Here is a 20,868-nt window from a genome sequence, read left to right on the forward strand (position 1 = left end):
AATACAACTTATATTACAAGCGATAAGGATCCGAAAATCAGATATCTCTTGCATGGCTTATGGTGCGTCCAGGGATAACCTCGCCCATGGTGAGCGTTACCAACACGGAGCCGCCTGGATATAACGAAAGTTTTTATTATATAGTATTACTCCGGATGCGGGGTAATACTGTATTGTATAACAACTCCGCGCTTTGCTCCTGGGTTTGCATTGACGTGGGCAGCACCAGGTTTGCATCGTCGGCTCTTTCAAACTCCGAACTTATGCCCGTAAAATTGCTGATACTCTCGTTGCGAGCCTTTTTATAAAGACCTTTTACATCCCTCTGTTCACATATGTCTAATGGGCAGTCCACAAAAACTTCGAAATAACGATGATTCAAAATCTTCTTAGCGAGCTCCCGATGTTCGCGGAGAGGGGTAATAAAAGAACATATTGCGATAATGTTGTTGCTTACCAGTATTTTAGCAATTTCGGCTACCCTTCTGATATTTTCATACCGGTCTGCAGGGTTAAACGACAGGTCGCGATTGATGCCTGAGCGAAGATTGTCGCCATCGAGTAATACTGAAAGATAACCGTTAGCTCTAAGCTTTTGCTCTACAATAGTTGCAATAGTACTTTTCCCCGCACCCGATAATCCGAGCAGCCATATTACAACCCCTTCCTGTTTGAGAAGTGACGTTGCAGAGACGCTCGCAGAGAGAAAAGGGTCAATATTTAGTTCGTTTTGCACAGGAAGCTGCCGTTTAATAAAGACGGTTTATTGTATTTAAATGGATTGCCTTCAGGTGTCGTCATCGCAGCACCGGCCAAAGTGGCAATCGCATGGCCGGCGGCGGTATCCCATTCCATCGTTGGGCCCTTTCTATAATAAACATGAGCCTTTCCCTCAGCTATCATACAAAACTTTAATGAACTGCCTGCCGAAACAGAATTCACAATGGGAAATGCGGATAAAAATGCTTCTTCTTCAGGAGATGAATGCGATCGGCTGCCCACTGATATCCATGCAGAGGCCCCCGAATCTGCTTTTATTTGCTCAGGAACGCCATTCGAAATCTTCCAGCTCCCGGTTTCAGGTTCTCCATAATATAGTGTGTCCTGAACGGGAATATAGATCACGCCCAATATTGGATGACCATCATGAATCAAGGCAATATTTACTGTAAACTCACCATTTCTGCTGATGAATTCCTTTGTTCCGTCGAGAGGATCCACGCACCAGTAATAATCCCAGTTCTTTCTTACCTCGTAAGGAATATTGCTGCCTTCTTCCGATAGTACCGGAAAAGAAGGTTTTATTTTCTTCAGCCCCTTTAAAATAATCTCATGTGAGATCCGGTCTGCCATAGTTAGTGGCGACTTATCGTCTTTCAGAGTAATGTCGAAATTCTGCAGGGGACCATTATAAACGTCTAAGATGGCATTTCCCGCTTCTTTTGCCAGAGATAATAGCTTATCAATATCTATTTTCATACTATTCAGAGCGATCGTCATTAGGTTCGTTAAAGGGGGTGAATTTAACCCAATCAACAAACATTTCCTTTGAATCAAAATCAGGAGCCTTATAGGTTCCACTGTCGTTACCAGCCCACCAGGCAAACCAATTACCAATATAGATATATGAAGCTAAATAAGGAACCTTAACTGTGCTTGTATGTAGTAATTTATTGTCTATATAATATTCTACTCTCGGTGTCTGTCCGTTTCCGCCCGTATGCCAGTCCCAGCGATATATATGAAATGAATTGTCGTTCAGTTCTTTTGCTAAAGCAATGGCCTTGCTTTCATATTCGCCGGCTTTTTCGCCAATCCAGTTTGTTAACAAGGGGCTGCCAAGATTAACACCTTTTATCTCTATATCTATTTCATGATTAAGAGTAATAGTGCCGTTATCCGGAATATTACCTGCAGTAACAGCTTTTTGATAAGCTTCCGGATTCGATACAGCTGTTATCTGCTTATACCAAAAGGTCCATGCAGCGGATAACACTCCCATATCCGGAGTTTGAAGAACTCTCATCTTGATCTCATAGCGCCCTGAAGCAAAACGTTGCTTCGATTTGGCTACTCCCCCCAAACGTTTGCTCTGCCCGCCGGCTCCCCTCAACGTTCCCGAATATTGATCGCCAAGAGCCCTCATTACGGCAAAACCGTTTTTTAGATACACGTTCTCTTTAATTACGCCGCCATGCTGATGCGCAGTGTTTGAAGGTTGTCCCCATATCTGGTTGAGTTTTTCCCACTTAGTATCATCAAAAGTGCCTTCGAACTTATCATAAAAGATGCCCGCTGCTGTGAGGTCTCCAATGTCCGGGTCGCCATCCGGCTCTTCCGTAACTACGGGATCCGGGCCGGGCTCTTTGTCCTGTGTTTTTTCTCCTTTCTTACAACCTATAGCAAGCACAAAAATCAGTAAAGAGAGCTTAGTCAGATGTTTTTTCATATGTCTTTAAATTTGCGGATTCTGAGCATTTCGGTTTTTTATTGCATGGAGTATCGCCAACTGCGGTTCACGTCGCTCAAGGTCACTTTTTTTAGCACTTGAAAGTATCTCCTTTCTTAACAGAGCGTTTTCAATGGTATACTTTTTTATCATCTCTTCAGAAACAAGGTTGGAGCTGGTCATGGATGTATGTAGAGCATATCCTAAACGCTTTAATGTGTCACCCGCAATCAGCTCAAACAACTCAAGGTCAGTATCCTTGAAGTCTTTCAGAAATTTCCCGGTATTGTTACTGATGATAGGCCGTTCAAGATTCGACCACATTTCTCCAGCTGCTGCAGTTATACGTGAAGTATTGGACCGGTAAAACTGCAGCATATCTTCAGAATAACTAATCTCAAGGAAGTTGCAGAGCTTTTGTACTATTTGCCCGGGATGTGTTATCAGCGATTCGTAGTTTAATGCAAAGAAACGTGAGCTGTCCAGGCGCGACGCGAGCTCAAGACATGCGTCCTGATCTTGCTTCCATTGTTTGGCAAGAAAGTAAGTATGTTTTTCACCTACAACAGCTTTTTTGAAGGATACGGCTACATCGCGGCCGTCCCGGTACAGAAAAATATATTTTAAGTCGGGTTGCACTTTTTCGAGCTCAGTGGCGTAGTAAACATTACCCATGCTTTTGCAACACCAGTATTTCGATCCCTTAGTGAGGGCGGCCTGCTGGTAAATGAGTTTATTCAGTTCAAAAAGGCTAAATACTTCAGACTGCCTGAAAAGCTGCTCTTTGTCGGCAAATATTCCTTCCCATGGTACCGGATTGGCATTTACAAAGTCAACCACATCGCTGATAAGAGCGCGGTACGCTGCTTGGTCTAGCGGCCCATAGAGTGGCAGGAGTGGAACAAATGTTGTAAGAATGTGTGGGGGGGGGGGGGATGCAATATCTTCCGATTGATCCAGGATCACCCGCAAAAGGTTTGATCCAGATCGCTGAGTTCCTATTATCTGTATTCCTGCTGGTTTTTTCATTAATATAAGACTATTTTCAATATTACGCCGGCCGCAATGGAAGCAAGAATCAAATAGACCGGACTTACTTTATATTTATAATTCAATAAAAAAGATAGGATAGCTACTGATGCCACTACGACGTTCCTGTCCAGCTGTTGTAATAGTTTTAGGCCCGAGGCGATGATCAATCCTATCACTATGGCTTTTATACCTGCCAGCACATGCCGGAGACGTTTATTGTCTTTGTTTTTATCCAGTATTTGTGATACGAAAATCATCAGCACTGCTGACGGTATGAATATGGACATGGTTGCCAGTATAGCTCCTGTTATACCTGCAAGCTTATAACCAATAAACGTTGCGCTAACGAGAATAGGACCAGGAGTGACCTGACTGAATGCTATGGCATCAATAAACTCCTGCGTACTTAACCATTTCATTTCGTTCACAAAAAGTGATTGCATGATAGGAATCATGACATAACCGCCGCCGAAAAGAGAAAGGCTGATTCCCGAAAATACAAGGCCTATTTTAAGATATGTGTTTTCTATCAGCCTTGGGATATTAGCTATAAATGATAACTCGCAGATGGCCAGAATTGTAAGCATCAGCTTTGCAGGCAGGTCCATTCTAAGGCTCATTCTTAAACCGGGAGATTCTTTGATACCTGGGCGAACGCCGGCGGTTTTCATTATCACGCCAGCAAGCCCGCCGGCAATAATCAGCCCGATGGTAATAAAATAACTCTTGGAAATAAACTGAATTATTACGGCAATAATGCTCAGAGCCGACTTTCTTACGTCAGACGCCGCTTCTTTTCTGAACAGATTTAGTCCTGTTGAAATAATAATAGCGCCCACTGTTGCTCCGGTGAAATACATGATGCTGCCGGCTTGCAAACTATAAGCGTAGCGAAAATAGGCAACAGACAAGATAAACATTAAGATACATGCCGGAAGAAGAATGCCAAGCATACTGATTGCAGCACCTTTCTTCCCCCTCAAAAAATGCCCGATGTAGGTGACTACGTTGACAGCTAAAGGGCCGGGAAGAAGACTGGCCACAGTTACAGCGCCCAAAATAGTGTCGTTGTCAATAACATTATCTTTGTCAACCATTTCCCGCTGTACTACGGAAATCAAAGCCATGTGCCCGCCGAATGACACCAATCCTATTTTAAAAAAGGCGGTGAATAAATATCGCAGCGAAACTTTCTTGTCAGCAGCCTTACTTCGGCCCGTATCAATGTCCCTGTACATTTGAAATAGGGTTATAAGATAAAAAATTAGCAATTTCTTCTATCCTGTAAGGATCACCGCCTACCTGTACTTTCCATAATACTCTTCCCTTCTTGTCAGTAATAAGAAGAGCTCTTGGATCGGTGACGCAGAACAATATCTTATCTCCGTTGAATAATTCTGCATTTCCTTTTGCTGAGGTGTAATAGTCCTTCAGTAGCGGGACATTCAGCGTTGTTACAGCAGTATGCGTGATTGTGTCCACCTTAAATGCCATCGCTCTGGTAATCTGTTTTTTTGAACCATTGTCGAGAATCATCAACTCACCCTTTCTGTTGATATGTGCAAAATGCTGCGAGCTAAACAAATCATCCTTATTTAACTGAAAATTACCCTTCTCTCCCAATTTCCATATCACTCTGCCCGTTTTATAATCGATCTTCCAAATCTGGTTCAAATCCCGGTAAGAAATCAGAAAGTTGCCATCTTTTTCCTTAAATACCGAGTTGGCATGCACCCAGTCTTTTTTATGTTTGAGTATTTCCTTGTCATCTAGAGGATTGAGGTGATCGAGAACCGACCACTGCCATATTTTTTTGCCTTTTCTTGAAAATACTACTATTCCGTCTCCGTGAACGGTATCTCTTTTAGCTCCGCCGGCGGCAGAAAGATCGAATACTTTTTTTTCGAATGTCAGGGCATAAATATTGCCATTCTCATCTGTGCGAACTTCATGATGGACCATTTTATCCATTTCGCCTTTACCTCTCTGAAGATGAGTTAGCACCTTACCCGAGAGATCAAGCTCCACAATTTCATCCCCACCCGAAGAAGGGATTTTCTCCGAACCTACTATACATAACACCGTTCTGTCTGGTGTCCAGTGCGAAACTTTTACGCCTTTTTTAAAAGCCTCGTACCATACAATATTTCCTTTGTGGTCAATAATAACAGCAGATCCAGGTTCTGTTAATATCTGGGTAAGAAAGAACTTTCCCTTCATCTCCTTACTGAACTTTTTATTCATGTATTCAAGGCTGAAATAGGGTGTTGCCTGATAGATAGGCTGAGTTTCGAGAGGATGATTCCTGCTAAATGCGGTTTGAGAAGAGTTAAATGCCACTACCTTAAACGTATAGTTAGTGTTGGCGAGTGCATTCGTGACCCACAGTGTATGCTCTTTTGTCCCTTCGGAAATACCCGTATACAGGGTATCTCTGCTGTTTTTGGCCCAGTATTTTATAAAGGTCTTGCATTTCCTGTTTGTAGTGACCTTTAATTTCAGGCGGAGCCGGTTCTCAGGCAAATGAATCAGATCTATATTTTTAATTTTAAGCGGGTTTAGAGTATTAAGAATGTGTTCGCCCCGCCATAATATCGTCGTTGCAATGACTGCCAATGTTATTATGAAGATCAGAAGAATGGATGTTTTTTTTCTGCCCATATCGAATAATGATTAATCCCGAAAGATAACAATCACGCCTGTATCTTTCGGGATATAACTTATTTTACCCTGCCATTGTTAACAGAGGGTTCGAGGGAGGTATTACTCTGGATCTCGTTCTGAGGATATGGATAAACCGTATAGTCCACATTGTCTGAATAGGTGGAAGGGTTTCTTAAAGTAGGAACTACCTTTTCCTTAAACTTTAGTAAAGGATTGGAGCCATTGGAAGCACTGCGGCCCCAACGGATGAGGTCGTCTCTTCTTCTGCCTTCCATGAAGAATTCTTTAAACCTTTCTTCAAAGATCCTGTCTCTTAAAGCCGCTTTTGAACTATAGCTGGCAAGCTGAATACTACTTAGTCCTGCACGATTTCTGATGGCATTGATCACGTCAATACTTTCCTGATTAGGCCCGTTAAGCTCATTTAATGCTTCTGCTCTCATCATCAGAACATCGGCATAGCGAATGATAGTTACGTTATTAAAACCGGCGTAATTGTAATTGTTCACGTGAGGGTACTTCAGGTTATAAACATAGGTTGCAAGAACAGTATCCGGCGCTGTTCCGCCCTCTCCGCCAAATTCTTTCGGAACACTGATCACCTGGCCGTAAAGGGAAGTAAATTTACCCGTTAGGAGATTCCTTCTGTCGTCAGTCTTATCGAATAAAGAGTAGAATTGAAGGTGGATCGGAAAGCTTCCCCAGCCTCTGTTTAAATCCCATGGAGTAGAATTGATACCAAAGCTGTTGCTGTTAATACCGTAGGCCCCTGGTTCGTTTGACGATTTGAGGACGAAGATAAATTCATTGTCCGACCGGTTACCGGTATCAAAGAGGGAGACGATGCCACCTTCAGCAGGAGTTCTGAGATCGTAGTTTTTGTTCATCACTTCCAGAGCCTTGTCAGCGGCTTTCTGCCACTCACCGCGCCGCATATACAATCGCACGAGCAAAGCTTTTGCAGCACCGCTGGTTGCCCGCGCAACTTCAGCAGGGGGGTAAGAAGGGGGAAGATTCGACTCTGCGAATTCAAGGTCGGCTATTATGGCCGCCTCTACCTCAGCTTTAGGTGTTAATGCCGGATTCTCGTCGCTTTCTGTAAATTCAGAAGAAGACTTTAAAAGAAGAGGAACATCGCCCCATAGAGAGGTCGCATCATAATAGGCAAGGGCCCGGAGAAAGCGTACTTCCCCTATATTCTGATTTTTAACCTGCTCTGAAGACCCGTTCTTCACATAATCTATCTTCTTAATCAAGGCTTCTGCTTCATTGGCCCTCGAAATCATTCTGTAAACGCTTGTCCACACATCATTTATTGCAGCATTGGTAGCGTCGTAAGTAAGCTGATCAAGCTGTACACCCTGGCGTGCCGTTACAGCTGTTGTGACAGCATCAGCAGGGTATTCATAAAGCCAGTACAGATAGCCAGCATAATATCCGAAGCCTCCGTTGTCTTTTAACGCTGCGTAAACTCCGCGTACCCCCTGTTCTCCGTGTTGTGGCTTTGTAAGCGTATTTTCATCATATACAGAGAATGTTTCCTCCTGGAGCCCATTTTCGCAAGCTCCGATAGTTAGCACTCCAAGGACGGATACTGTAGTTATTATTTTGTATATTCTTTTCATGACATTTTTTTTATCTCATTAAAATGTTATTCTCGCACCTAACAGATACATCCTGTTTACAGGATATGCATTAAAATCAATCCCCCTTGCTACATTCCTGTTTTGCTGTGAATTGTTGACGAGGTTACCAACTTCGGGATCCAGCCCCGAGTAATTGGTGAAGGTGTACAGATTCTGCGCGTTCACATAGATATCAAGACCGGCTATACCTACCGGCTTTAGAATGGAGGACGGTACATTGTAAGTGAGTGTGATGTTTTTTAATCGCAGAAAGTCTGAACTTTCAACAAAGCGCGAATTTACCCATCCTCCATGAGAGTTACCATAAAAACTCCTTGCCGGAATAGTTCCTGTGGTATTTTCTGGCGACCAAACGTCTGTTAAAACCTCCTTTAGAACATTTCCTTGTGTAACAGGATTCAGGAGATCGATTTTTTGTACGTTAAGAAGTTTTCCTCCGGTTTGTCCCTGTAAAACAATGTCGAGATTGAAATTCTTATATGTGATATTATTAGTGAGACCAATCAGAGACTTCGGCACTCCGCTGCCAAGGATTTTACGGTCATTTGCATCCAAAATACCGTCCATATTCAAATCAACAAATTTGGGGTCGCCGGCCTCTGCATTTGGATGCGTTGTGGTTAACACAGGGTCATTCTCCTGGATAATGCCATCATAAACATAGCCATAAATAGCTCCAACCGGTTCGCCTGTGCGTATAATAAAAGGACTCTCAAAACTTGCCGCACCATCAGGCTTAAAGCTACCCACATAAATGTCGGCGTTATTAGTTCCGAGTGCTTTGACCTTATTGGTATTGTAAGAATAGGAGAACGTGCTGTTCCACTTAAATTGCCTGGATGACATATTAACTGTCTGGAGTGAAAGTTCGATGCCCTTATTGGCTACTTTCCCTGCATTGCCAAAGCGTGTCTGAAAACCTGTCGATGGCGAGATGCTTCGGTCTAACAGAAGGTCATTCGTCTGCTTATTGTAATAGTCGGCTTCGAAGATGACACGGTTCTTCAGAAGTCCAAGTTCCAGCCCAAAGTCCCAGGCAGCGGTTTCTTCCCATTTCAGGTCGGCGTTAGAAAGTCGTGTAACAGCAATACCGCTAACGGTAGAGACACCGTCGAAAGTGTATTTAGTTGAGTTATCGCTGGCATAAGTAGCCAGTGAAATTCCGGAAGAAATACGATCATTTCCTGTAACCCCGTAACTGATCCTTGCTTTACCCGCAGATAAAATACCAAGATCCTTAATGAAGCTCTCTTCATTAAATCTCCAGGCAATAGCTACAGAAGGGAAGTATCCCAACTTATGATTGCTTCCAAAAACAGAAGATCCATCAATCCTGTAGGTCCCGGTAAAAATATATTTGTCTTTATAATCATAATCTACCCGGCCGAACCAGCTTTTTCTTTTTACCAGCGTCTTCCCCGAATAGCCCGTAAACTGCTGCGCTGTCCCCAGGTTGTTGTATCCGAGGTCGTCGCTGCTGAAATTTGTCGCATTAATACCCTCTTCCTGATAGGTGTAGTTTTGGTGATTGTATCCTAAAAGGAATTTAGCATTATGCCCATTCTTTTTCAGCTCATAATTTGCTGTGGGGTTAAAGATCAGGTCCTGTTCGCTTATATTGGTAATTGTGCCAATTCCCTTAGAAGCGACAGCATTTGGTACAGAGGAAGGCGCGAAATAAGAAACTTTGGCTTTGGTGATGTCGGCACCAAAATCAGACTGCAATGTAAGGTTTTTAACCGGCTGGTATTTTAAAGAGAAATAACCATTGGTCCTGTACGTCGTATTCTCTCTGTCTTCGGCTTCCAGGAAGTGCAGAGGGTTCTGGGCATCAAGTTGAGCGGGCACTCCTGAGTCGAACGTTGACGCAGGGTTTGCTTTTAACACCTGTTTTAGAAATCCGTTGATTGTCGAAGGACTGAGTGGAAGGTCGTTTTGAATGCCATAATTACCAAATACTCTTGCTGTCATTTTAAATTTATCATTCACACTATGGTCAACGTTTACCCTTCCACCATATCTTTTAAACTGAGAATGGATAATAATACCCTCCTGACTCAGATAGTCGAAACTGGAAAATACAGCCGTTTTGCTTGACCCGCCAATAAAACTGACCACATGGTTCTGAACTGAAGCAGACCTGAAAGCCTCATCCTGCCAGTCTGTACCGAGGAGTCCTTTTTGCAGAGAATCTAGACGTCCGGGACCGTAAGGAGCCAGGCTGCCCTCCAAACCCGACAACTTGTTAAGTCGTAATGCATGATCGTAGGGGCCAATGAGATCAAACCGGTCAACCACATTCTGGACCCCTAAATAGCTGTGTATATTGAGCCTGCTTTCTTTGTTTATTCCATTTTTTGTGGTTATCAGAATAACGCCGTTAGCGCCCCTCGACCCGTAAATGGCGGTGGATGCAGCGTCTTTCAGGATAGTCATTGATGCAATGTCTTCCGGATTCAGAGAAAATCCTACACCTGCATTCGTTGGAAACCCATCAATAACATAAAGAGGCTCGCTATCGGCGTTCAGTGAATTCGTTCCCCTGATTCGTATGGATAAGGCAGCACCCGGCGTTCCGTTATTCTGGTTTACCTGTACGCCCGCCGCACGGCCCTGCAGGAGATTGGCAACCGACAGGGACGACTTGTTAAGATCTTCGGCATTAAGGGTAACCGCAGAACCTGTAAATGTGCTTTTATTCTTACTACCATAACCCACTACCATCACCTCATTCAGGGAAGTTACGTCTGGCACCAGACGCACATCATGCTTCGGCAATCCTTTAACCGGAACCTCCTTAACATGGAATCCAATCATTGTAAAAACCAAAGTGGCATTTTCTTCCACCACCAACGTATACTTTCCGTTAATTGCGGTGGATGTGCCATTTTTTGTTCCTTTTTCAAGCACATTTACCCCCGCAAGAAGCTCTCCGTCATTGGCAGTAACAACTCCTGTAACCGTGATTTTTTTCCTGGCATTCAATGACGAACCCTGACCGGCAATCACTTCCGAAAATATAAATGCCTGGATTATAAGAGCCGAAAATAATATTTTAAAAATAAGCCTAAGCTTTGTTGTAAAAGTATAATTCATTGTTTAATTGCTTTTAGTCCGGTTAATTAATACAAAACAAACAGGTGGAATTCTCATTCTTAGCTTGAGTTAATTGCGATGGGAGATTTTCGTATTTGTGTCATTTCTTTATTTTAAATCATTAGGTTCATTGAAGGGCGTGATCTTTACCCAATCCACATATAAGTATGCTGATTCAAAGTCGGCTTCTTTAATCCACCATGGAAACCAAATGCCTATGTTATAACATCCCGCGTGCGCCGGTATATTTTCAAAAGACGTATGAAGAAGCTTGTTGTCGTAATACCATTCTACCCGGGGCTTCTGTACATCACTTCCTGTGTGCCATTCGAACCGGTACAAATGATACTGCCCATCGGTTTGATTACCGAAAAACTTGTCGGCGTTATTGTATTGATCTTCACCGACACCTCTCCAGTTGGTCATCAGGCCCCAGTCGAGCCTTGAACTGTCGGGAGTACGGGGCGCCTGGTTGTGGCCCGGAAATTCAAAGTCTATTTCATGGTTAAAGTTGTCGTTCTCATAATAGAATGTCCAGAATGCAGTTAGAGCGCCTGGATGCGGGCAAATTTTAGCTTTTATTTCAAAGCTTCCCGAGGCATACATTTTTTTTGTAGAGGCAACACCGCCTACTTTGGTATTCTGACCGTGTCCTTTAATGCTTCCTTTATAAAGGTTGCCATTTGCCCTTATTATAAGATTCCCGTTACCTGCCGAAACATTTTCCGGGACTACACCACCATGTCGCCCTTTTGCTGGATTCTCACCCCATTTTGAGTTTAGCAGAGTCCATACAGTTGTATCTATCGACGTTCCGTTGAAGTCGTCGAAAAAAATCTGTGCGCTACTGCTTGCAGGGAAACAAATACACAAGAGGAACGGGCAGAGAAACAGAATAAAGGAACATCGTTGCATAATAAGCGGCCTTAATTTTTTTTAAAACTACGCATATGTGCTATCAGATATGTTCCTATAGTCCCGATTTGTAGTAATTCTGTCCCGTTGGTACTTATATTCAATAAAAAGAATTTCTTTTACGGTGGTAAAGGTAATTTAGCACTGCTATCTTTGAAAAGAGTAACTTTAAAATCCCGTTTTATAAATTGTAAAGGCTGTAAATAGGTTATATTAGCTTTTTCGGCTGGATTAAGAAAAGAAATATGAAATTTCGTTGCTTAGGTCTCTTTCTTATAATACTATTCTGTTCCGTTACTGCTTTTTCTCAAACAAATAATACGCGGTTTGTTCGCATTGGCTTTGATGAGGGTTTATCGCAAAGTACGGTAAGACACGTGTTTCAGGATAGTAAAGGATTCTTGTGGTTTGGCACCAGAGATGGTTTGAACAAGTATGACGGTTATAAATTTGTGGTCTATAAGAAGGATCTTGAGAATGGGAATAGCTTAAGTTCGAACGATATCAAGGCAATCACCGAGGATCGCGATGGCAAATTATGGATCGCAACATGGGAAGGTGGTGTAAACGTGTTTGATCCTAAATCCGGAAACTTTCGTCATTTCAGGAAACGGAAATCGGGTGCCGGTGGCATTTCCAGCGACTTTGTCGAGTGCATCAGCATAGATGGAGATAACAATGTATGGATGGGCAATGATTCAGAAGGACTAGATCTGTATGACAGGAGGGAGCAGCGTTTTACTCATTTTGCCAGTTCAAAACACGACGTCCATTCGCTCAGCAGTAATAATATAACCTCGATATATGAGGATTCTCAAGGAACTATCTGGGTAGGGACGACCAACGGGCTCAACCTGTACACAAAAAAAAACCGCAGATTTAAGCGGTTTATGCATGAACCAGGCAATGCGTTGTCTCTTTCCAATAACAAGATCAAATTTGTATTCGAAGATAGAAAAAAGAACCTTTGGATTGGTACTTATGGTGGCGGTCTTAATCTATTCGATCGTCAAACGCAGACTTTTAGGAGAATTGCGTTAGGGCCCCGTACTTCCGACTATAATGTATTGCTTGCCATCGCCGAGGACAATAACGGCAATCTCTGGATAGGAACTGAAAACAAAGGTCTGGTGGTATTTAATCCCTCGCGTAACTCCTGTATTTATTTTCCAAACAACGACAACGATAATACCAGTATTTCGAGCAGGACTATCAACTCTGTAATAAAAGACATTAAGGGGAACATTTGGATAGGAACCCTAAACGGGGGTGTAAATTTCGTCAGTACAGATGCCGGAAAGTTTAGTCATTACAGGCATCAGGAAGGCACAAACAGCCTGAGCAATAATATAGTGGATTGTATTTACGAAGATTCCAAGGGCTATTTGTGGATCGGTACAGATGGGGGCGGAGTAGACCGGTTCGATAGAAGAAACCGGCGGTTTACGAATTACAGGCATATTCCAAACAACGCCAATAGCATTGCCGGCGACTACATACCTTCTGTGTCTGAGGACGCCCGGCATTCGATGTGGATCGGAACATGGGGTGAAGGAATGACCGTTTTCGACCCTGTAAAAAATCGATATAAGCACTACCGCCATAATCCGTCTCAGGCGGGGAGCTTAAGCAACAACTATGTCTTTTATATCTATAAAGACAGCCGCAATCAGATGTGGGTAGGCACCTATGGCGGTGGATTGAACCGGTACGATTTTTCGAAAGATGCGTTTATTCATTACCAGAATGACTTGAGAAGCCGGTTCAGTCTGAGTAACAATTATATACTTACCATATCGGAAGACAGTAAAGGGAATCTATTGATAGGTACCGATGGAGGAGGACTCAATATTATGAATCCGGCTACCGGTAGGTTTAAAGTATACAAGCATGTAGATGGCGTGAATAGCCTCAGTAACAATAGTGTAAATTCGATATGGGAAGATAAAAAAGGCTTTATATGGCTGGGAACAAACTACGGACTAAACAGGTTAAATCCTGCAACCGGGGCTGTGAAGTCATATTTTACAAAGGATGGCCTGTCAAACGATATTGTAACTGCATTGCAGGGGGATTCGCACGGCCGGCTGTGGATTAGTACTGCCGACGGTTTCTCCAGGCTGAATATGGAAAACGGGGCATTTAAGACTTTCACGATTGCCGATGGTTTGCAGGGTAATGAATTTAAAGCTGCAAGATGCTTCAGCGGTAACGGTTTGATGTACTTTGGAGGCACCCGTGGCTTTAATGAGTTTAACCCTGCAAATATTAAAGAATATCCTTACGACCCGCCCCTTTTATTCACCGGCTTCCAGGTTTTCAACAAGGATGTGCCTATAGGAGAGAAAGGAGCAAACGGGGTGTCTGTCAGCGAAAACATAAATACCGTAAAACAGATCGTCTTGTCGTATAAGCAATCGGTCGTTACGTTTGAATTTGCATCTCTAAACTATGCAGACAAACAAAAAAAACAGTATGCATACAAACTTGGCGGGTTCGACAAGCAATGGCATTACATAGGTACAAAGAATAATATTACATATACCAATCTTGATCCGGGGGAGTACCTGCTGGAGATAAAAACGCTTACTAGTGATGGAAAATGGTCGGATAGAAAGGCCTCACTGCGCTTAGTTATAACCCCGCCTTTCTGGAAGACCTGGTGGTTCAGGTCGCTTTTTGTGCTGGGCGTCGGTGCCATTGTTTTGCTTGTATTTTATCAGCGGCTTTCATCTATACGGCAAAGGAACCGGCAGCTTGAAACGGAAGTTTCAAAGCGTACTTTACAGCTAAAAGAAATCAACAGCGACCTTCTTCGGAGTAACGAGAAAATTAAACATCAGAATGAAAAATTAGAAGAATACAACAGGGAGATCATGCAAAAATCCGACAAGATCCTGCGGCAACAGGAGCATATTGTTTACCAGAATCACGAGCTGGAAAAAACAGTCCTGGAGCTCGAGATGAGCAATAACACAAAAGACCGTTTTTTTTCGATCCTTGCGCATGACTTGAAAAACCCGGTGGCAGCACTTTCCGGTATTTCCGATTTGCTAAAACAGAAACTTCCAAAGCTTACAGAACAGGAAGTATATGCTTATGTTAACGACATTAACAAAAGTTCAAGCTCTGTTTATAATCTATTGATTAATCTGCTCGACTGGGCCCGCACTCAGAACAAGACGATAACCAGGAAGCCCTCGGATGTGAATGTGTACGAACTGGTTGTAAACGCATATTCTCTGATGGAACAGCAGATGAAAAGTAAAAGCATCCGTTTCACTACCCACATCGACCCTGCTCACACTATCTATGCTGACAGACAGATGATTGATACGGCTGTAAGAAATATAATCGGTAACAGTATTAAGTTTACAGCTGCATACGGAGAGATAAAGGTTGATTCTTCTGAACAGCATAATGCTATCCTCCTGACTTTTAAAGATACGGGAGTTGGAATGACCAGCGGGCAGATCAGTAGGCTGTTTGATATTAAAAATCAGGACCTCTCTGTGGGAACGGCGGGAGAAAAGGGGACTGGCCTTGGTCTTGTTGTAACGAAAGAATTTATTGAAGCAAATGAAGGTTCGATCGAAGTGGAGAGCTGTGAGGGACAAGGGACGACGTTTATTATAAGTTTACCTAAAGCTTCATGGCCGGTTGAGGCGCATCTTGATAAAGTGCCGGCAGAGGGTGGCCCGGGCCTGGTGGCCACAGCTAATGAGCCGACTGATATGTCCGGCGCGGAAATTAACGGAAGAAAAGTACTTGTTGTGGATGACAACAGTGAGATAAGAGCCTATCTCAGGCTCCTTCTTTCAGATTCCTTTGAGGTATGCGAAGCAGCGAACGGCGAAGAGGGAATTCGTATTGCCACGACCACCCAGCCTGATGTCATTATCTCAGATATGCTGATGCCTGTAATGAACGGACTTCAGCTATGTAGCAGTATAAAGGGTAGCCCCTCCACTAGTCATATTCCTGTAATACTGCTTACCAGTCAAACCAACGAAGAGAGTCAGCTTTCGGGATATGAAGCTGGAGCCGACGCCTATCTTCCCAAACCAGTTAACAGGAACATCCTCATGACGGTAATCTGTAATTTCATCAGGACCCGTGAAAAAATCCGAATCAGATTCGCCCAGTCAGATGATATTTATCCTAAGGATTTGCCATTTAGTACTCTTGACCGTGAGTTTCTCGACAAGATTGTGAATTATGTAGAAGAACACCTCTCAGAACCAGATCTCGATCACCGTAAAATCTGTGAGTTAACTTCAATGAGCCGAACAGTCCTTTATGCTAAATTTAAGTCGCTGACGGGACAAGGGGTACACGACTTCATTAAGTCGATACGTTTAAAGAAGGCCTTGAAGCTCCTGCAGGAAGGGAAGCTGAATATTAATCAGGTTTCTTACGAGGTTGGATTTAATACTCCTTCCTATTTTTCCAAGAGTTTCATTAAGCAATACGGCGTTACTCCCAAAGAGTATGTTTTAAACCTGCGGAGTGCAGTAAAGCCCTGATCACAGATAAAGACTTCGGGACGGACTGGTTTACATATATTCAGGATTATTGGAAACAGAATCGATTGCTGTGATGCTAGTTTTGAAAGATGAACGATATCTTATCCTTAAAAAGAGCCGCTCTTGTTATACTTTTACTGGTAAGCAGTGGCACGGTTTGTTTTTCACAGTCCCGAAAGAGCGATTTTGCTTATAAAATGCAAGTTAAAAAAGCCGGTATGGTGAAACCGGTTTGCACCTTTGTCCTCCGTAACACGGGGAGTGAGGCATTGCCCGCTGCTGGTTGGGCAATTTATTTTAATTCAATAAAAGATCCTAAGATCGAAGAGGGCGACACCTCGTTCTACCAGGTCAGTCATATCAATGGCGATCTGTACCGCCTGCATCCCGGAAAGAAATTTATACCCCTTCTTCCCGGAAAGCAGATGTCTATAGATATATATCAGCAGTTTCTAAAGAATGTTTCAGACTTTCCGGCAGGTTTTTATCTGGTGTGGGATAAAAACCCGTCAAAGGGATACCCGATAAAGAATACAGACCCTGGTTTTACATCCCTTATCCCAGAAGAACAGCAGATCTCCCAACAGATATTTGAACAAAATGAAATCGTTTTAAGTAACCGTTCCCTGTCTTCAGTAAAGATTTTCCCTACACCGCTCAAGTATAGCGAGAAGGGCTTTACCTATAAAATGAAGGGTGGTGTTGGCATTATAAGCGATCCCGCCTTCCATAATGAAGCGACGCTGCTGGCGTCCGACCTTTTAACCTTATTTGGCCTGAAGTCGCCGGTACTCCCTTCGGGAAGCGGTCCTGCCATCGTTTTGAAAAAAATGCCTATGGCCGCAGACGCATATAAGCTGGAGATAGATAAAGAAAGGGTGGTTATTTCTGCCTCCTCATCCACCGGTATATTTTACGGGATTCAGTCTTTGAAAACGCTGCTACCTCCCGATAGCTGGAAAGGAAAACATTCGTCGCTCGATGTTCCGGCTGTAGCAGCAGAGGACGCCCCCCGGTTTGGACACCGCGCCATCATGCTGGATGTAGCCCGCAATTTCCAAACGAAGCAACAGGTGCTGAAAGTAATTGACCTCATGGCTCTCTATAAGCTGAATATTCTTCACTTTCACTTGATAGACGATGAGGGCTGGAGGGTAGAAGTAAAAGACCTTCCCGAACTTACGCAGGTAGGGGCAGTCCGGGGGCATAGAACGAACAGCAGTGATTATTTACCTCCGTCGCACGGTTCAGGAGCCGATATTAATAAACTTCCCGGAAGTGGCTTCTATTCCAGAGAAGATTTTATCGAAATATTGAAGTATGCAAATGAACGGCATATTCAGGTGATCCCCGAAATTGAAACCCCCGGCCATGCCCGTGCTGCCATAAAAGCAATGGAAGCAAGATACAGGAGGCTCATGAAGACTGGCTTTAAAGCAGAAGCTGAGAAATATTTGTTAACCGATTTATCAGACAAATCAGTGTACAAGTCGGTACAAGGATGGAACGACAATGTGATCAACGTGGCACTTCCTTCTGTGTATACTTTTATGGAGAAGGTAATTGGAGAGTTCGTCAGAATGTATAAAGAGGCAGGAGCTCCCCTCGTTACGATCCACATGGGTGGTGATGAAGTGCCGGCAGGTGTATGGGAAAACTCCGGCGCCGTATCAAAGCTCACTTCCACGGATAAATCGGTTAAAGGCCCGGAAGACCTTTGGAAGTACTTCTTTACAAGGGTAAACTCCATCCTAAGCAGTTATAATCTGCAGATGTCAGGCTGGGAAGAAATCGGTCTCAGGAAGGTAACCGAGGGCGGTAAAAAACGAATGGTAGTAGATACGTCCATGGTGAAGTACAATTTCAGAACCGACGTATGGAATAACCTCATTGGCACCGGGGCCGAAGATCTCGCGTATCGTCTGGCTAATGCAGGATACAAGGTAGTATTGTCTAATGTTACCAACATGTACTTTGATTTCGCCAGCGATCAAAGTTTTAAAGAGCCCGGAATGTACTGGGGAGGGTATGTTGGCGCTGAAAAGCCATTTTACTTTATTCCATACAATTACTTTCGCAACTTCAAAGAAGATGACCTCGGCAATCCGGTAGACCCTTCTGTATTTGAAGAGAAAGAGCGGTTAACTGAAGCAGGACGAGCGAATATTATTGGTCTCCAGGCTGCTCTATGGAGCGAGACCATTACAACGCCGCAGCGCCTTGAATATATGCTCTTGCCTAAGCTGTTAAGCCTGGCGGAAAGGGCCTGGGCGGCTGATCCGGCATGGGCTACAGATCCCGATCCGGCAGTGAGCGAAAAGTTGTACCGTTTAGCGTGGTCTGATTTCCTTACAAATCTTTGGGATCGGGAGTTGCCCCGGCTGGATTATTACCACAGAGGCTTTTCTTACCGTATTCCCGCACCGGGAGTGATCCTAAAGAACGGTAGAGTTTTGGCAAATGCAGAGTCGCCCAAACTTACTATTCGTTATACTATCGACGGTACAGAACCTAATGCCGGTAGTCCGCTATACAAAGATGGTGTTTCGTCAAAAGGAACCATCCTGTTTAAAGCGTTTAATGCTGCAGGACGATCGGGCAATACGGTTAAAATTATAAACAAATAAATTTAGCCCCTCGGCTTTAGCTTTCAGCTTTTACCTTTTACCTTTGAGCTCTCATGGGATATCAAAGTTTAGAAGCATGTGTAGCCGATCTTGAAAGAAACGGTCATTTAATCAGGATCAGGGAAGAAGTAGATCCGTATCTTGAGATGGCAGCCATACATCTTCGTGTTTTTGAACATGAGGGGCCTGCTCTTTATTTCGAGAATATAAAGGGTAGTCGTTTTCCGGCAGTATCCAATATTTTTGGCACGCTGGAGCGGTCGAAGTTTATCTTTCGTGATACGCTTGAGAAGATAAAGGTGCTGGTCGATCTGAAAACGGATCCCGTGAAGGCTGTTAAGAATCCCTTCGGATATCTGAACGTTGCCGTGACAGCGCTGTCAGCTTTACCCCTCAAAGGACGCCGGAATGCACCAATAAACTTCGGGAGGACGAAGATCAGCGATCTTCCACAGATAGTGAACTGGCCGATGGACGGCGGGCCTTTCGTGACCATGCCACAGGTATACACGGAAGATGCCGATAAACCAGGCATTATGAACGCCAATCTCGGGATGTACCGGATACAGCTTGGAGGGAATGAGTATATACGGGATAAAGAAATAGGCTTACATTATCAGCTTCACCGGGGAATAGGAGTACATCAAACGAAGGCAAATGCCAAGGGACAACCACTTAAAGTCAGTATTTTTGTAGGAGGCCCCCCTTCACATCCGCTCTCGGCCGTAATGCCGCTGCCGGAAGGACTTTCTGAAATGACGTTTGCAGGAGCGCTTGGAAACCGAAGGTTTCGTTATTTCTACGATGAAGAGGGCTTCTGCATTTCTTCAGACGCCGATTTTGTAATCACGGGGACAGTATATCCCCATGAAAACAAGCCGGAAGGTCCCTTCGGCGATCACCTCGGATATTATAGTCTTGCACATCCATTTCCATTGATGAAGGTGCATAACGTATATCACCGGAAAAATCCAATCTGGTCATTCACCGTTGTAGGCCGGCCTCCCCAGGAGGATACAAGCTTCGGCGCCCTCATTCATGAAATTACCGGATCGGCACTGCCAAAGGAAATCCCCGGGCTACATGAGGTAAATGCCGTAGATGCTGCAGGTGTGCACCCCCTGCTTTTTGCTATCGGAAGTGAGAGGTATACGCCTTACCTCAAAGAGCGTACACCCCAGGAGATCCTCACCATTGCCAATCATATCCTTGGAAAAAACCAGCTTAGTCTGGCAAAATACCTTTTCATCTCGGCGAAGGAAGATAATCCAACACTGCATACGCATGATATAGAACGATTCCTTACCCACGTCCTCGAAAGAATTGATTTTGCAAGGGACCTGCATTTTCATACCAATACTACTATTGATACGCTGGATTACACAGGAGGTGCTCTGAATTCAGGGTCTAAGGTAGTGTTGGCAGCGGCCGGAGAAAAGAGGAGGGAGTTATGGAAGGAAGTTCCTTCATCATTTACCATTCCGAACCTCTTTAGTGATTTCAGACTGGCGATCCCGGGCGTTCTTACACTTAAGGCGCCTGCGTACATAAACGAAGCAGAGACAGAAAAAGCTATAGCCGTTTTGAACGAACATCTCAGGTCGGTCGATTTAAAAGGGTTGGCGCTGATTGTCTTATGCGACGATGCTTCCTTTACCGCTGCCTCAGTTAATAACCTGGTTTGGATCACGTTTACGCGCAGCAATCCGGCCAACGACATTTATGGAATCAACAGCTTTACAGAGCATAAACACTGGGGATGCCGGGGACCGCTTATTATAGATGCCCGCAAAAAGCCTCATCATGCGCCCGAACTGATTAAAGATCCGGAGGTGGAAAAAAGGGTAGACCGTTTAGGAGAAAGGGGCGGGTCGTTGCATGGTATTATTTAAGAAGTTTATTTAAGAAAATTT

Annotated in this window: 12 protein-coding genes; 3 read left to right on the forward strand and 9 right to left on the reverse strand. The window is 43.9% G+C overall.

Annotated features, from left to right (window positions below; translation table 11 throughout):
• Positions 1-136: 136 nt before the first annotated feature.
• The 9 genes from cysC to BDE36_RS11300 form a co-directional block, all read right to left on the reverse strand.
• Positions 137-736 carry an adenylyl-sulfate kinase gene (cysC, locus tag BDE36_RS11260; protein WP_170205919.1) on the reverse strand — a complete coding sequence of 200 codons (600 nt, stop codon included), beginning with the start codon at positions 734-736 and terminating at the stop codon, positions 137-139.
• Positions 721-1,479, reverse strand: coding sequence for a 3'(2'),5'-bisphosphate nucleotidase CysQ (cysQ, locus tag BDE36_RS11265; RefSeq protein ID WP_202618112.1), 759 nt, complete (start codon positions 1,477-1,479; stop codon positions 721-723). The genes cysC and cysQ overlap by 16 nt, the downstream gene beginning before the upstream one ends.
• A gap of 1 nt (position 1,480) precedes the next feature.
• Positions 1,481-2,449, reverse strand: coding sequence for a glycoside hydrolase family 16 protein (locus BDE36_RS11270; RefSeq protein WP_141814920.1), 969 nt, complete (start codon positions 2,447-2,449; stop codon positions 1,481-1,483).
• Positions 2,450-2,455: 6 nt separating this feature from the next.
• A complete protein-coding gene (locus BDE36_RS11275; RefSeq protein ID WP_141814921.1) occupies positions 2,456-3,478 on the reverse strand; it encodes a sulfotransferase family protein in 1,023 nt (340 codons plus the stop codon).
• Entirely contained in the window at positions 3,478-4,719 is a 1,242-nt protein-coding gene (chrA, locus tag BDE36_RS11280; RefSeq protein WP_141814922.1) for a chromate efflux transporter, read from the reverse strand. Before chrA ends, BDE36_RS11275 begins: the two co-directional genes overlap by 1 nt.
• Positions 4,703-6,142, reverse strand: coding sequence for an aryl-sulfate sulfotransferase (locus BDE36_RS11285; RefSeq protein WP_141814923.1), 1,440 nt, complete (start codon positions 6,140-6,142; stop codon positions 4,703-4,705). Before BDE36_RS11285 ends, chrA begins: the two co-directional genes overlap by 17 nt.
• A 59-nt stretch (positions 6,143-6,201) precedes the next feature.
• Positions 6,202-7,770 carry a RagB/SusD family nutrient uptake outer membrane protein gene (locus BDE36_RS11290; RefSeq protein ID WP_141814924.1) on the reverse strand — a complete coding sequence of 523 codons (1,569 nt, stop codon included), beginning with the start codon at positions 7,768-7,770 and terminating at the stop codon, positions 6,202-6,204.
• Between the two features lie 18 nt (positions 7,771-7,788).
• Positions 7,789-10,887, reverse strand: coding sequence for a SusC/RagA family TonB-linked outer membrane protein (locus BDE36_RS11295; RefSeq protein WP_141814925.1), 3,099 nt, complete (start codon positions 10,885-10,887; stop codon positions 7,789-7,791).
• 108 nt (positions 10,888-10,995) lie between these two features.
• A complete protein-coding gene (locus BDE36_RS11300) occupies positions 10,996-11,802 on the reverse strand; it encodes a glycoside hydrolase family 16 protein (protein WP_141814926.1) in 807 nt (268 codons plus the stop codon).
• Between the two features lie 245 nt (positions 11,803-12,047).
• On the opposite strand from BDE36_RS11300, the gene BDE36_RS11305 reads away from it, so the two are divergent.
• From BDE36_RS11305 to BDE36_RS11315, 3 genes are all read left to right on the forward strand, one after another.
• On the forward strand, positions 12,048-16,328 hold the full coding sequence (locus BDE36_RS11305; protein ID WP_141814927.1) for a hybrid sensor histidine kinase/response regulator transcription factor: 4,281 nt from the start codon (positions 12,048-12,050) through the stop codon (positions 16,326-16,328).
• A gap of 89 nt (positions 16,329-16,417) precedes the next feature.
• Entirely contained in the window at positions 16,418-18,955 is a 2,538-nt protein-coding gene (locus BDE36_RS11310) for a family 20 glycosylhydrolase (RefSeq protein ID WP_141814928.1), read from the forward strand.
• 53 nt (positions 18,956-19,008) lie between these two features.
• Complete coding sequence (locus tag BDE36_RS11315; RefSeq protein WP_141814929.1) at positions 19,009-20,847, forward strand: UbiD family decarboxylase; 1,839 nt, start codon at positions 19,009-19,011, stop codon at positions 20,845-20,847.
• Positions 20,848-20,868 lie beyond the last annotated feature (21 nt).

The sequence above is a fragment of the Arcticibacter tournemirensis genome (assembly GCF_006716645.1).
Classification (GTDB): Bacteria; Bacteroidota; Bacteroidia; order Sphingobacteriales; family Sphingobacteriaceae; genus Arcticibacter; species Arcticibacter tournemirensis.

Bases quoted from the DNA above. Each gene is read 5' to 3' on its own strand.
- BDE36_RS11275 (WP_141814921.1), bottom strand. From the start codon at position 3,478: ATGAAAAAACCAGCAGGAATACAGATAATAGGAACTCAGCGATCTGGA.
- BDE36_RS11305 (WP_141814927.1), top strand. From the start codon at position 12,048: ATGAAATTTCGTTGCTTAGGTCTCTTTCTTATAATACTATTCTGTTCC.
- BDE36_RS11310 (WP_141814928.1), top strand. From the start codon at position 16,418: ATGAACGATATCTTATCCTTAAAAAGAGCCGCTCTTGTTATACTTTTA.
- BDE36_RS11295 (WP_141814925.1), bottom strand. From the start codon at position 10,887: ATGAATTATACTTTTACAACAAAGCTTAGGCTTATTTTTAAAATATTA.
- cysQ (WP_202618112.1), bottom strand. From the start codon at position 1,479: ATGAAAATAGATATTGATAAGCTATTATCTCTGGCAAAAGAAGCGGGA.
- BDE36_RS11285 (WP_141814923.1), bottom strand. From the start codon at position 6,142: ATGGGCAGAAAAAAAACATCCATTCTTCTGATCTTCATAATAACATTG.
- BDE36_RS11290 (WP_141814924.1), bottom strand. From the start codon at position 7,770: ATGAAAAGAATATACAAAATAATAACTACAGTATCCGTCCTTGGAGTG.
- chrA (WP_141814922.1), bottom strand. From the start codon at position 4,719: ATGTACAGGGACATTGATACGGGCCGAAGTAAGGCTGCTGACAAGAAA.
- BDE36_RS11300 (WP_141814926.1), bottom strand. From the start codon at position 11,802: ATGCAACGATGTTCCTTTATTCTGTTTCTCTGCCCGTTCCTCTTGTGT.
- BDE36_RS11270 (WP_141814920.1), bottom strand. From the start codon at position 2,449: ATGAAAAAACATCTGACTAAGCTCTCTTTACTGATTTTTGTGCTTGCT.
- BDE36_RS11315 (WP_141814929.1), top strand. From the start codon at position 19,009: ATGGGATATCAAAGTTTAGAAGCATGTGTAGCCGATCTTGAAAGAAAC.